The 13,050-nt window shown below is 66.1% G+C and carries 11 protein-coding genes; 9 read left to right on the forward strand and 2 right to left on the reverse strand.

The window, feature by feature from the left end; translation table 11 throughout:
• Positions 1-290: 290 nt before the first annotated feature.
• Complete coding sequence (locus RR42_RS33280) at positions 291-1,451, forward strand: sensor domain-containing diguanylate cyclase (RefSeq protein ID WP_236702105.1); 1,161 nt, start codon at positions 291-293, stop codon at positions 1,449-1,451.
• A gap of 28 nt (positions 1,452-1,479) precedes the next feature.
• On the opposite strand, the gene RR42_RS33285 is transcribed toward RR42_RS33280, so the two are convergent.
• On the reverse strand, positions 1,480-1,941 hold the full coding sequence (locus RR42_RS33285; protein ID WP_043356242.1) for a CopD family protein: 462 nt from the start codon (positions 1,939-1,941) through the stop codon (positions 1,480-1,482).
• Between the two features lie 326 nt (positions 1,942-2,267).
• Here RR42_RS33285 and RR42_RS33290 point away from each other — a divergent pair, with 326 nt between their 5' ends.
• Together RR42_RS33290 and RR42_RS33295 are read left to right on the forward strand one after the other, a co-directional pair.
• Positions 2,268-4,244 (forward strand): diguanylate cyclase domain-containing protein, encoded by a 1,977-nt coding sequence (locus RR42_RS33290; RefSeq protein WP_043356245.1) that lies wholly within the window; start codon positions 2,268-2,270, stop codon positions 4,242-4,244.
• A gap of 88 nt (positions 4,245-4,332) precedes the next feature.
• Positions 4,333-4,794, forward strand: a complete 462-nt coding sequence (locus RR42_RS33295) for a GNAT family N-acetyltransferase (RefSeq protein ID WP_043356248.1) — start codon at positions 4,333-4,335, stop codon at positions 4,792-4,794.
• Between the two features lie 420 nt (positions 4,795-5,214).
• Here the strand turns inward: RR42_RS33295 and RR42_RS33300 are convergent, their stop codons facing one another.
• Positions 5,215-5,916: a GntR family transcriptional regulator gene (locus RR42_RS33300; protein ID WP_043356249.1), complete on the reverse strand. Its 702-nt coding sequence runs from the start codon at positions 5,914-5,916 to the stop codon at positions 5,215-5,217.
• A 213-nt stretch (positions 5,917-6,129) separates the two neighbouring features.
• Here RR42_RS33300 and araD point away from each other — a divergent pair, with 213 nt between their 5' ends.
• The 6 genes from araD (at position 6,130) to RR42_RS33330 (ending at position 12,903) form a co-directional block, all read left to right on the forward strand.
• Positions 6,130-7,869, forward strand: coding sequence for an L-arabinonate dehydratase (gene araD, locus RR42_RS33305; RefSeq protein WP_043356250.1), 1,740 nt, complete (start codon positions 6,130-6,132; stop codon positions 7,867-7,869).
• A gap of 46 nt (positions 7,870-7,915) precedes the next feature.
• Positions 7,916-8,653 carry a ribonuclease activity regulator RraA gene (locus RR42_RS33310; RefSeq protein ID WP_043356252.1) on the forward strand — a complete coding sequence of 246 codons (738 nt, stop codon included), beginning with the start codon at positions 7,916-7,918 and terminating at the stop codon, positions 8,651-8,653.
• Positions 8,654-8,803: 150 nt separating this feature from the next.
• The gene (locus RR42_RS33315) at positions 8,804-9,808 is read left to right on the forward strand and encodes a Bug family tripartite tricarboxylate transporter substrate binding protein (protein WP_043356254.1); all 1,005 of its coding nucleotides are present in this window, start codon (positions 8,804-8,806) and stop codon (positions 9,806-9,808) included.
• A gap of 20 nt (positions 9,809-9,828) precedes the next feature.
• Positions 9,829-10,818 (forward strand): tripartite tricarboxylate transporter substrate binding protein, encoded by a 990-nt coding sequence (locus tag RR42_RS33320; protein ID WP_052495140.1) that lies wholly within the window; start codon positions 9,829-9,831, stop codon positions 10,816-10,818.
• An 80-nt stretch (positions 10,819-10,898) separates the two neighbouring features.
• Entirely contained in the window at positions 10,899-11,903 is a 1,005-nt protein-coding gene (locus RR42_RS33325) for a Bug family tripartite tricarboxylate transporter substrate binding protein (protein WP_043356256.1), read from the forward strand.
• Positions 11,904-11,964: 61 nt separating this feature from the next.
• Positions 11,965-12,903, forward strand: a complete 939-nt coding sequence (locus tag RR42_RS33330; protein ID WP_043356259.1) for a 2-hydroxyacid dehydrogenase — start codon at positions 11,965-11,967, stop codon at positions 12,901-12,903.
• Positions 12,904-13,050: the final 147 nt, after the last annotated feature.

Here is a 13,050-nt window from a genome sequence, read left to right on the forward strand (position 1 = left end):
AGCGAATCGAAGATCCCGCCTTGCGGCGGCCGTCGCCTACGTTTTCGGGCTGCTATTCCCGGTCGCTGTTTTGCAGCGACCGGCAGAGTATACCTCCATATGTTCCTCCTGAAGCGCCGCAATAGCGTGCGGACCATGGCGGTGGTGACCAGCCGGGTGGTGCGCGCCGGCGCCTGGATCACCGCGCCGGCCATGGTCTTGCTGCCGTGGTGAGCATGCCGGCGTGCAACCTTAGCCGATCAGTCTTTGGTAGGATTGCCAATCGCCACGGATTGGGAGGCGCACTGACGATGCCCCAGATCGACCTGAGAACGACAGTCCTCCTGTCAGCGGTGATGTCGGCCCTGATGTCGGTCGTGCTGTTGTCGGCGTATTACAGTTTTCCGCGCTCGATCAAGGGGATTGGGCGTTGGGTCAGCGGCTCGCTGCTGCTGATCGTTACGCCGGTGCTGTTCTGGTTGCGCGATATCGCCCCGGACTGGCTCTCCATCGTGGTGGCCAACTGTCTGGTGATGGCCGCCATGGCCCTGTGGATGCTCGCCGTGCAGGCGTTCTACGGGCGGCCACAAACATGGCGGTGCGCTGCCGCGCTGACGGTGCTGGGCACGCTGCTGCTGGCCTGGTATGCGTTTGGGCAGCCGAACTATGTGGCCCGGGTCACCATCGCGACCTTTGTCGTGGGGATCTTCTACTGCGTGCAATGCGTGGTGATCGTGCGCTACGGCGAGCGCCATTTCAGCACCTACTTCTTTGGTACCCTGATGATCGCCCAGACGCTGGTGGTGCTGCTGCGTTTTGGCACCAGCCTGTTTGCCGGGATGACCGGGCAATCCTTTTTTGCTCCTGGCGACGCGATCCAGATCATTTACCTGAGTTCCAACACCCTGATGGACCTGGCCTTGTCGGCCGCCTTCATGCTGGTGATCACGCGGCGCCTGCACGTGGAACTCGACGTGCTCTCCAGGACCGACCCGCTGACGCTGCTGCTGAACCGGCGCGCACTGTATGCGGCCGGGCAGGAGGCGCTGGAGGGCATGGCGGAGGACGGCGCAGAGATGGCGTTGCTGTTGATCGACCTTGACCACTTCAAGCGCATCAACGACAGCATGGGGCATGCCGAGGGCGACCGGGTGCTGACGGCGTTCTCGTCCATGCTCAGGCGCGAACTGCCACCGGGCGCCTACCCGGGGCGCTTCGGGGGCGAGGAGTTCCTGGTGCTGCTGCCGCGTACCGGCATGACGGGCGCGCTGGCGCTGGCCGAGCGCCTGCGGGCAACGTCTTCGCGGTTTTTTGGCGAGCGCGTTGCGGATCTCACCATCAGTATCGGCGTGGCGTGCCTGGAAAAATCGGAAACGCGCCTGGATGACGCCATCGGCCGCGCCGATCTTGCCCTGTACCGGGCCAAGAGCGCGGGCAGGAACCGGGTCGAGGCGGTGATGCAGGCGGCCTGAGGGGCCTGAGGGGACTAAGGGGCAGCCATCAGGCGAGCAGCCGGCCCAGCGTGGCTACCCCGATGGTGAGTGCGCCAAGCGCCAGGTTCAGGCCAACGGCCTGCCGGATGCGGCCCAGCGCGGCGCCGGCGGCCTTCCAGTCGTGCGCATCGACGCCGCGCCGCAGCGCCGCGTAGGGGCCGAAATACACGTAGGCAAAGATCCCGATCATGATCAGCCCAAGGCCGAACATGATGTGCCAGTGGACCGGCGCGGCGGCAAACCCTAACGCGCCGAGCATGGACACGCCGCTGATGGCGATCACGGCGACGGCGCCCCAGACCCAGGCCAGGAACCGCGCGAATACGGCGCGCCACAAGCGCAGCCGCTGCGGCGGCTCCAGCAGGGTGGCCGCAGCCGGGCGCAGGCAGGCATAGGCGAAGAACATGCCGCCCACCCAGAGCGTGACGCCGGCGATGTGCAGGAAGCGCAGGACAGGATCGAGGGTCATGGTTTTTTGGTTTTTTCGGACGACGGGGATGGGGGAATGGGCAGGCCCCAGCCGGCGAACCGCGGTGGGGATTGTCGGGGGAACTGTTGCGGGGACTGTCGGGCGACTGTTGGGGGAATGCTGCATTCTAGCCCCCGAAAGCCACTTGTGCCGGCATAAGTCACGCATGAGACACACATGCCAGAGCAATGCCGTCGGCATAAGCGGTGCGCTCCCCCGCTTCTGCTAACCTACCAGCCTGGTGAGTCGCTCGCGACAAGGGATAGGCAACCGGGACGGAAAAGCCAAGGGTCAGGCTGGTCCGCAAAACCAAGAAAAAAATACTCATGCGGCACTCCTTAAAGTATCAGGTCGCCTTAGCCACGGCGCTCGTGGTGACATTTGTCATCGTGGCGCGCGCGCTGTTCTCCCAGTACTACGCGTTCCAGAGCCTGACGGCGCTGCGCCAGTCCCAGCAGGAAACGCTGGTCAAGCTGGTTGCCGAACAACTCGACGAGAAATTCGAGACGCGGGCAATCGCCCTGCGCCGCCTGGCGCGCCAGCTGGCGCCCATGCTTGGGCAGCCGCCCGCCGATCTGCGGCGCTTCGCCTCCCAGGCGATGTCGATGCCGCAGTTCTTCAATGCCGTGTTCCTGGCCTTGCCTGACGGCGACATGGTGTTCAGTACCGCCGTACCCGTGGGGCAACGCATCCACCTGTCGGACCGCGACTACTTCCGTGCGGTCGTCGACGGTTCGGAGTTTGCGGTGTCGGACCTGCTGCGGGGCAGGATGAGCGATTCGCCCGGCGTGGTGCTGGCCGTGCCCCTGCGCGGCGCGGACGGCAAGCTGCTGGCGGTGGTTGGCGGCGTGTTGAATTTCTCCGAGAGCAACTTCCTTAGCGTGCTGGCGCACAGCCGGGTTGGCCTGACCGGCGGCTATTGCCTGGTCTCTTCCGGCACAAATCCGCGCTACGCCATGCACCCCGATCCTTCGAAGGTGATGATGCCGGCCAAGGCGCACGGCGAGACCTGCGGCGTTGGCGCGCCGCCCACCGGGTGGGAGCTCCTCAACCCGACGCAGCCCGTGGTGGCGCGCTACCTGCTCGAGTCCAATGGCTGGGAGGTGGTTTCGGTGCTCCCTGCCGCGGAGGCTTACGCCCCGCTGCTCGCGGCCCGCAACAAGACGATCATCGTCGGGGGCATGTCGCTGTTGCTGGCTGCGCTGCTGATGTGGCTGGTGATACGGCGCCTGCTGGCGCCGCTGGAGTTGCTGCACCGCGTGGTCAGCGAGGTGCCCAAGAATCCTGCCGCCCTGGCTGCGCTGCCAACCGGGGGCAATAACGAAATCGGCGAACTGGCCGCCACCTTTGGCGCGGTCATGCACCAGCTCTCCGAACGGGAAGCGGCGCTGAGCGCCGCCAAGGATTGCGCCGCCGAGAGCGAGAAGCGCATCGAGGCCATTGCCAACCATGTGCCCGACCTTGTCTCGTTCATCGACATGAACGAGCGCTATGTCTTTGTCAACGAGGCCTACGCGCAGCGGTTCAACCTGCCGGTGCAGCAGATTGTCGGGCTGACGATGCGCGAGCTTTGGGGCACCTCCGTCTACGTGGCATCGAAGCCTTACCTGGAGCAGGCCTACCTGGGCGCGTCGGTCACCTTCAGCCTGGAAGGCAAGGATAATGCCGAGTGCATGCAGGTTACATACCAGCCCGCCTGGAATGACGGCAAGGACACGGTCCAGGGCCTGTACATGTTCGCGCGCAACGTGACCAGCGAGCGCCAGAAGATGCGCAGCCTGGAAGCGCAGACGCTCACGGACCACCTCACCGGCCTGCTGAACCGCAAGGGGTTCGACCGGCGCATGGCCGACGCCATGGCCCGGGCTGGCGCGAACCACGCCAGCGCCGCCCTGCTGCTGGTGGACGTCGACGATTTCAAGACCATCAACGACACGTTTGGGCACGCCGTTGGCGACCAATTGCTGGCCTCCTTCGCCGAGCGGCTTTCGGCGTGCGTGCGCACCGGCGACGCCGTGGCCCGGATTGGCGGCGACGAGTTCGGCATCGTGCTGGACGACGCACTCAACGTCGCAACGCTGGAGCGCATCGCCCAGGCCATCGTGCATGCGGCCAGGCGAGCGCATTTTATCGATGGCCATACCATCGTGGCGACAGCCAGCGTGGGCATGGCCATCCATTACCCGGACGACGGCCAGACCGCGAACGAGCTCTTCATGCGTGCCGACATGGCGCTCTACGAAGCCAAGCGCGGCGGCAAGGCGCGCTACACACCGCCGCCTGCCTCGAGCAACCGCGCCTAGCATCCATGCGCGACAATGCAATAACGCAACAACGCAACATCACAACATCACAACAACGCAGCAGCACATTCACCCTGAGGATGACCCTGTGACCGACCCGATCCTGATCCGCCCCGCCGAGCCAAGCGATTTCGAAGCATGGAAAGTGCTATGGGATGGTTACAACGCCTTCTATGGCCGCAAGGCGGAGACGGCGCTGCCGGCAGAGATCACGCGCATGACGTGGTCGCGCTTCTTCGATGCTTACGAGCCCATGCACGCGCTGGTGGCGGAGCGCTCCGGCGAGTTGCTGGGCCTGGTGCATTACCTGTTTCACCGCAGCACCATCCAGATCGGCCCGAGCTGCTACCTGCAGGATCTCTTTACGTCGGAGGCGGCGCGTGGCGCTGGCGTGGGCCGCGCGTTGATCCAGGCGGTCTACCAGCGCGCCGAAGCCGCCGGGGCGAAGCGGGTCTACTGGCAAACGCACGAGACCAACACGACGGCGATGAAGCTCTATGACAAGGTTGCGGAGAACTCGGGGTTCGTGGTTTATCGCAAGCCGGTTTAGCCCGCTTAGCCGGTTTAGCCAGTCGAATGGGATAAGGAAGGATCCGCAAGCCACCGAGCGCGGGAAACCTGGTTGAACGGGCCCCGCGACCGGCTATTAGAGAAAACCCTCTAACCGCTTGACAATTTGTACCAAGCTGTAACTAAACACCCATTTTATGGGTCGTGTTATCCACAAATACTGTGGATAACAGGCACCTCGCTTCCCGCCAACCGGCTTGCAGCCGCCAATCCGGTCGGACTGCCTATTGTTTCAGCAACTTGAAGGTTTTGTGGCACATCCATGGCATGGATGCCAGCGGCCGTCGGTGTGGCCCCCCACAATTTCCCCTCGTTATCGATCACATGCGGCGCGCCGCGCGTGCCGCATGAAGGTTTGCGCCCGCAGCTTGCAGCTTGCTGCTTGCTGCTACTTCGACCGCTACTGCAGGAAGTCGCCGTAGCGAGCGCGGATCTCTTCGAGATTGGCGAGCGTGCCGGATAGATGCCGGCGCAGGCTGGCCTGGGCGGCGTCGGGGTCGCCGCTGGCGATCGCATCGGCGATGGCAGTGTGATCCGCCACGACAGCGTTGGCCTTGCCGGCGATTGGCAAATGCAGGCGGCGCAGGCGGTCCAGGTGGCCACTCTGGCGGCGCACCAGCATCCATAGGTCCGGCACGCGGGCGGCTTCGTACAGCTGGCGGTGAAAGGCCTGGTCGAACAGGGAGAACTCGGCGAAGTCCTGGGCGGCCAGCATGGCCTGCTGGCGCGCCACGATCAGGCGCAGCCGCTCCACCAGCGCGGGGTCCGGTGCCTCGGCCAGCGTGCGCACGATTTCCACTTCCACGGAGCGCCGCAGGAAATGCGCCTGCTGGGCCAGCGCGATGCTGATGGGGCTGACCACCGTGGCGTGCTGCGGGAAGATATCGACCAGCCCTTCCTCGGCGAGCCGCATCAGGGCATCGCGCACCGGTGTCTGGCTGATGCCGTACTGCGCGGCGAGATCCGTGCGCGACAGCACCGTGCCGGGGGGCAGCGTCATGGCGATGATCATGTCCCGCATATGCTCGAACACCTGCGGCGCGGCATGCCGGGTGCGGTCGAACTGGAATTGAATCTGCGGGGCGGTCAAGGTGGCTTCCATCAGGCTGTCTGGTTTCACTGCACAGGTGTGTCTTATCACGCACAAGGACGCTGCATGGCGTCTCATGGCAGCAGTTTAATGGAAAGGTTTACGGTTTGACACACTAATATATTAGTGCTTTAATCATGCCGACGATATCAGATGTCGTACCTCTACCGCCCGGTTCTGGCGCCGGAGGTCCGGCCCAATGACAACATCCGTGGAAGAGACAACATGACGTCACGCAAGAAGACGCCCGAGACCCTGCGCAGCGCGCGCTGGTTCGCCCCCGATGACCTGCGCTCCTCCGGGCACCGCTCGCGCATCATGCAGATGGGCTACTCGCCCGACGAATGGCTGGACCGCCCGATCATTGCGATCATCAACACGTGGTCCGACATCAATCCCTGCCACTCCCACTTCAAGCAGCGCGTCGACGACGTCAAGCGCGGCATCCTGCAGGCCGGCGGCTTCCCCATCGAGCTCCCCGCCATCTCGCTGTCGGAAAGCGCGGTCAAGCCCACCACCATGCTGTACCGGAACATGCTGGCGATGGAAGCGGAGGAACTGATCCGCTCCCACCCCGTCGACGGCGCGGTGCTGATGGGCGGCTGCGACAAGACCACGCCCGGCTTGCTGATGGGCGCGTCGAGCGCAGGCGTGCCGGCCATCTACGTGCCGGCCGGCCCGATGCTGCGCGGCAACTGGAAGGGCAATGTGCTGGGCTCCGGCTCCGACGCCTGGAAGTTCTGGGACGAGCGCCGCGCCGGCAATATCAGCAAGACCGAGTGGATCGGCATCGAGGGCGGCATCGCCCGCAGCCATGGCACCTGCATGACGATGGGCACGGCCAGCACCATGACTGCGATTGCCGAGGCCATCGGCATGACGCTGCCGGGCGCCTCGTCCATCCCCGCTGCCGATGCCAACCATATCCGCATGTGCTCCGAGGCCGGACGGCGCATCGTGGACATGGTGTGGGAGGACCTGACCCCGCAACGGATCCAGACGCGCGCCTCGTTTGAAAACGCCATCGCCGTGGCCATGGCGATGGGCTGCTCCACCAACGCCATCATCCACGTGATCGCCATGGCGCGCCGCGCCGGGCATGACATCGGGCTGGAGGATTTCGACAAGACGAGCCGCCACGTGCCGGTGATCGCCAATATCCGGCCCAGCGGCGACAAGTACCTGATGGAGGATTTCTTCTACGCTGGCGGCCTGCCCGCGCTGATGAACCGCATCAGCGACAAGCTGAACCTGGATGCGCTGACCGTCACCGGGCGCACGCTGGGCGAGAACATCGCGGGCGCCGAGGTCTATAACGACGACGTGATCCGCACCAAGGAAAACGCGCTGTACCAGGAGGGCGCGCTGGCCGTGCTCAAGGGCAATATCGCGCCCGACGGTTGCGTGATCAAGCCCAGCGCCTGCGAGAAACGGTTTTTCAAGCACACCGGCCCGGCGCTGGTGTTCGACGACTATCCGTCGATGAAGGAAGCGGTGGAGCGCGATGATCTCGACGTTACCGCCGACCACATCCTGATCCTGCGCAACGCCGGCCCGCAAGGCGGCCCGGGCATGCCGGAATGGGGCATGCTGCCCATCCCCAAGAAGCTGGTCCAGCAAGGCGTGCGGGACATGCTGCGCATGTCGGACGCGCGCATGAGCGGCACCAGCTACGGCGCCTGCATCCTGCACGTGTCGCCCGAATCGTATATCGGCGGCCCGTTCGCGCTGGTGCGCACCGGCGACATGATCTCGGTCGACATCGACCGCCGCAGCATCCACCTGGAAGTGTCCGACGAAGAGCTGGCGCGCCGCAAGGCGGCGTGGACGCCGCCGCCGCCGCGCTTCGGGCGCGGCTATGGCTGGATGTTCTCCAAGCATATCCGGCAAGCCAATGACGGCTGCGACTTCGACTTCCTGCAAACCGACTTCGGCGCGCCCACGGGCGAGCCCAGCATCTACTGATCACCGAATCCGCTCACCGAATCCGCCCATCGACTCCGCACCCGCCATGACCGATACGACCCAAGCCAGCAAACTCAGCCAGCAGACCATCGACCAGTTCAAGAGCGTCAGCACCGCCACGTTGTGCACGGCGCTGTTCAAGCGCGGCCTGCGCAACCAGTTCATCCAGGACGTGCATCCGCTTAATCCCGAGCACGGCAACATGGTTGGCGAGGCCTTCACGCTGCGCTACATCCCGGCGCGCGAGGACCTGAACCCGATCTCGGTGTTCCTGGACCCGAACCATCCGCAACGCCAGGCGGTTGAGCAGTGCCCATCCGGCGCGGTGCTGGTGATCGACAGCCGCAAGGACGCGCGCGCGGCCTCCGCCGGCTCGATCCTGATCACGCGCCTGATGCAGCGCGGCGCGGCTGGCGTCGTCACGGATGGCGGCTTTCGCGATTCGCCGGAGATTGCGCGGCTGGCCATGCCGGCGTATCACCATCGCCCCTCCGCGCCGACCAACCTGACGCTGCACCAGGCCATCGAGATCAACGGCCCCATCGGCTGCGGCGACGTGGCGGTGTTCCCGGGCGACGTGGTGGTGGGCGATGCCGAAGGCGTGATCATCGTGCCGCGCCACCTGGCCGAGGAAATCGCGGCGGAAGCGGTGGAGATGACCGCGTTCGAAGACTTTGTCACGGAGGAGGTGATGAAGGGCCGCTCGATCATCGGCCTGTATCCGCCGACCCAGGAGCAAAGCCGGCTGGACTTTGCCGCCTGGCGCGAAGCCAAGGGCCGCTGAGCCGCGCTGCCTGCCAGACGGGGCAAGCCTTGGGCAAGCCTCGGGCAAGCCAAAAACAAGCCGCAAACAAACCACAAACAAACCACAAACAAGCACATGAGCCAGCCGGCTCCCGACGCAGGGGGCAAGGCGGCCACGGATGGAGACAAGATGAACCACAACAAGCGAGGCGCGCTGCGCCGTGTCGCCGCCATCGGCATGCTGGGCGCCGCCGGCGCCCTGTTCCTGTTCGGTACCGGCGCGCAGGCCGAGGACAAATGGCCGTCGCGCCCGATCACCTGGGTGGTGCCGTTCGCGGCGGGCGGCTCCACCGATATCGTCGCCCGCACCATCGGGCAGGAAGTCTCGAAGGCGTTGGGCCAGCCGGTGGTGGTCGAGAACCGGCCCGGTGCGGCCGGCGCGGTGGGCGCGGGCTACGTGGCACGCGCGAAGGCGGATGGCTACACGCTGTTTGGCGGCACCATCAGCACGCATGCCATCAACGCGAGCCTGTACAAGAATCTCTCGTACGACCCGGTCAGGGATTTCGAGCCGGTCTGCCTGATCGCCTACGTGCCCAATGTGCTGATGGTCGACGCCAAGCTGCCGATCAACAACGTGAAGGAGCTGATCGCCTATGCGAAGAGTCATCCGGGCCTGAGCTTCGCGTCGTCGGGCGCGGGCACTTCGACGCATCTGGCGGGCGAGCTGTTTGCCGACATGATCAAGGTGCCGATGACCCACGTGCCTTACAAGGGCAGCCCGCAGGCGATCCAGGACGTGGCCGCCGGCCTCGTTCCCTTTCTCTTCGACCAGCTGACGGCGGGCGACGCCATGATCAAGGCCGGCAAGCTGCGCGCGCTGGCCGTGACCTCGCCCAAGCGCTCCGCGCTGGCGCCCAACGTGCCGACCATGGCCGAGGCCGGCGTGCCGGGCTTCGAGATGGTGTCGTGGCAGGCGCTGTACGCGCCGCACGGCACGCCGAAGGATGTGGTGCAGCGCCTGAACGCCGAAGTGGTGCGCGCGCTGAAGCAGCCCGCCGTGCAACAACGGATGACCCAGCAACTGGGCATGGAAGTGGTGGGCAGCAGCCCTGCGGAGCTCGCGGCGTTCATGGGCAAGGAGATCCCGCGCTGGGCCGAGCTGGTGAAGAAGTCGGGGGCGACAGCCAATTGATGAATCGCGCAGGAGACAACATGCACTTTTACACCAGGCCCATCGGCGCAGCGCTCGCAGGCATCGCCGCCGCACTCGCCTTGACCGCCCCCGCCACCCATGCCGCCGAAGCCAGCTACCCCACCAAGACCATCACCATCATCGTGCCCGCCTCGCCCGGCGGCGCCATCGACCTGGTAGCGCGGCTGGTGGGCCAGAAGATGACCGAAGCCTGGGGCCAGTCCGTGGTGGTGGACAACCGCCCCGGCGCCACCGGCATCATCGGCACCGACCTCGTCGCCAAGAGCCCGCCGGACGGCTACATGCTGGCGCTGGTGGCCAGCAGCCACGCCATCAATCCCAGCATGGTGAAGAAGCTGCCCTTTGACACCATCAAGAGCTTCGAGCCGGTGGCGCTGACCCACGTGGTGCCGCTGATGCTGGTGGTGTCCCCTTCCCTGCCTGTGACGTCGGTCAAGGAACTGATCGCCTACGGCAAGGCCAACCCGGGCAAGCTGTCGTTCGCGTCCAGCGGCTCGGGCGGCGCGCCGCATTTCTCGGGCGAGCTGTTCAAGAGCATGACGGGCATCGACATGATCCACATCCCGTACAAGGGCAGCACGCTGGCCCATCCGGACCTGACCAGCGGGCGCGTGTCGCTGATGTTCGACACCGTTGCCGCCATCGGGCCGCAGGTCAAGGGTGGCAAGGTGCGCCCGCTGGCGGTGACGACGGCCAAGCGATCATCGGCCGCGCCGCAGGTGCCGACCATGGCGCAGGCTGGCCTGCCCGGCTATGAGACCAGCACCTGGGGCGGCGTGCTGGCCCCGGCCGGCACCCCCAAGGCGGTGGTGGACAAGCTCAACGCCGAGATCAACAAGGCGCTGGCTTCGCCCGACGTGCGCGAGCGCCTGCAGAACGCCGGCATCGAACCCGCGGGCGGCACGCCCGCGCAATTCGCCGGTTTCCTGCAGGTGGAAATGGGCAAATGGGCCAAGGTGGCCAAGGACGCGGGCATCCAGCCCGAGTGAGCTGCCACCTGGCAGCCACCAACCCATGCATGCCGGCGCCATGGCGCCCGGCCATCAAGCTGTATTTTCGGAGACAAGACATGCGCTCGCTCTACACCCCCACGCTTGGCCGCCGCGCGGCCCTGATTGCCCTGGCCACCCTGGCCACGGGCGCCTGGCTGCCCGCCGCGCAGGCCCAGCCCGGCGCGGCCTGGCCGACCAAGCCGGTGACCATCATCCTGCCGTTCGCCCCGGGCGGCGGCACCGACGTGGGCACCCGCCTGGTGGCGCTGCGGCTCTCGCAACTGTGGGGCCAGCCGGTACTGGTGGACAACCGCCCCGGCGCGGCCGGCAATGTCGGCCTGGACATCGTGTCCCGCGCCAAGCCCGATGGGTACACGCTGGTGGCGGGCAATGTCGGCACGCAATCGATCAATCCCTCGCTTTACAAGAAGCTCAACTATGACCCGGCCGCCTTCGTGCCGATCAGCCTGATGGCGGAGTTGCCCTTTGCGCTGGTGGTAACGCCCAAGCTGCCGGCCAGGAACCCGAAGGAACTGGTGGCGCTGGCCAAGGCGCAGCCGGGCAAGCTGACCTATGCCAGCTCGGGCAGCGGCGGCTCGCCGCATCTGTCGGCCGAGATCTTCAAGGTAGCAACCGGCACGGACCTGCTGCACGTGCCCTACAAGGGCGGCGGCGCGGCCATGACGGACCTGATGGCGGGTAATGTCGACATGCTGTTCGCCTCGATCCTGGAAACCGCCGGCCATGTGAAATCCGGCAAGCTGCGCGCGCTGGCCGTGACCAGCAAGGTCCGCTCGCCCGCGCTGCCGGACGTGCCGACGCTGGCGGAGGCGGGCATCGCCGGCGCCGAGTCGGGGTCGTGGGTGGGCCTGCTGGCGCCGGCTGGCACGCCCAAGGACATCGTCGACAAGATCGCCGCCGGCGTGAAGGAAGTGGTGGCGATGCCGGCGGTGAAGGAGCAACTGATCGCGCAAGGCGCCATTCCCGTGGGCAGCACGCCCACGCAGTTCGCCGACCTGATTGCCACGGATCGCAAGCGCTACGCCAAGATCATCCATGACAACAAGCTCAGCGCGGACTGAATCCAGCACCGCCGCACCACCGTCACCATCACCATCACCATCACCATTTGGACCTCTTCTCATGAAACCACGCCTTGCCCAGCACGGACGCCTGCCCGCCGCGCTGGAAGCCAGCCTCGCCGAGCACTACGACGTGCACCCGCTGTGGGCCGAGACCGATCCCGCCGCCTTCCTCGCCAGCCACGGCGGCGAGTTCGCCGCGCTGACCACGCGCGCCGCGATCGGCGTTGACGCTGCGATGATCGCGGCCATGCCAAATCTGAAGGTCATCTCCAGCTTTGGCGTGGGCCTCGACAAGATCGATCTGGACGCCGCGCGCGCGCGCGGCATCGCCGTTGGCTATACACCCGACGTGCTCAACGATTGCGTGGCCGACACGGCCTTCGGCCTGCTGATGGATGTGGCGCGCGGCTTCAGCGCGGCCGACCGTTTCGTGCGGCGCGGCGAATGGCCAAAGGCGCAGTTCCCGCTCGCCACCCGCGTCAGCGGCAAGCGCATGGGCATCGTCGGCATGGGCCGCATCGGCCGCGTCATTGCACGGCGCGGCGTGGGCTTCGACATGGAAGTGCGCTACCACAGCCGCCGCCCCGCGCAGGATGCGCCCTACCGCCATGAGCCATCCCTGAGCGAGCTGGCCAGGTGGGCGGACTTCCTCGTCATTGCCACCGCCGGCGGGCCCGAAACCCGGCACCTGGTGTCGGCCGAGGTACTCGAGGCGCTGGGCCCGAACGGCTTCCTGATCAATATCGCGCGCGGCACCGTGGTTGACGAAACCGCGCTGGTGGACGCGCTGGTGCAGGGGCGCATTGCAGGCGCAGGACTGGATGTGTTCGAGAACGAGCCGCAGGTGCCGCAGGCGCTGTTCGCGCTGGACAACGTGGTGCTGCTGCCGCATATCGCCAGCGCCACGCACGAGACGCGCAATGCGATGGCGGATCTGGTGTTTGAAAACCTGCAGAGCTTCTTTGCCAGTGGGGCGGTGAAGGCCTCGGCTGTGTAAGTCGGCTTGAGCGAGCTTGAGCCAAAGCGGCGGCGGGCGAACGCCCCGCGCCCGCGCGCCGCTCCGGCCTCCCCCACTGAAGTGGGGAGCTGTGTATCTCAACCGACGCTTACACGTTAGGAGAACCGCGGGGCGTGCGCCAGAGCC

This window comes from Cupriavidus basilensis, assembly GCF_000832305.1.
In the GTDB taxonomy this organism is placed as follows: Bacteria; Pseudomonadota; Gammaproteobacteria; order Burkholderiales; family Burkholderiaceae; genus Cupriavidus; species Cupriavidus basilensis_F.

Coding starts and splice junctions, on each gene's coding strand:
- RR42_RS33280 (WP_236702105.1), top strand. CDS start 291: ATGCCCCAGATCGACCTGAGAACGACAGTCCTCCTGTCAGCGGTGATG.
- RR42_RS33285 (WP_043356242.1), bottom strand. CDS start 1,941: ATGACCCTCGATCCTGTCCTGCGCTTCCTGCACATCGCCGGCGTCACG.
- RR42_RS33290 (WP_043356245.1), top strand. CDS start 2,268: ATGCGGCACTCCTTAAAGTATCAGGTCGCCTTAGCCACGGCGCTCGTG.
- RR42_RS33300 (WP_043356249.1), bottom strand. CDS start 5,916: ATGGAAGCCACCTTGACCGCCCCGCAGATTCAATTCCAGTTCGACCGC.
- araD (WP_043356250.1), top strand. CDS start 6,130: ATGACGTCACGCAAGAAGACGCCCGAGACCCTGCGCAGCGCGCGCTGG.
- RR42_RS33310 (WP_043356252.1), top strand. CDS start 7,916: ATGACCGATACGACCCAAGCCAGCAAACTCAGCCAGCAGACCATCGAC.
- RR42_RS33315 (WP_043356254.1), top strand. CDS start 8,804: ATGAACCACAACAAGCGAGGCGCGCTGCGCCGTGTCGCCGCCATCGGC.
- RR42_RS33320 (WP_052495140.1), top strand. CDS start 9,829: ATGCACTTTTACACCAGGCCCATCGGCGCAGCGCTCGCAGGCATCGCC.
- RR42_RS33325 (WP_043356256.1), top strand. CDS start 10,899: ATGCGCTCGCTCTACACCCCCACGCTTGGCCGCCGCGCGGCCCTGATT.
- RR42_RS33330 (WP_043356259.1), top strand. CDS start 11,965: ATGAAACCACGCCTTGCCCAGCACGGACGCCTGCCCGCCGCGCTGGAA.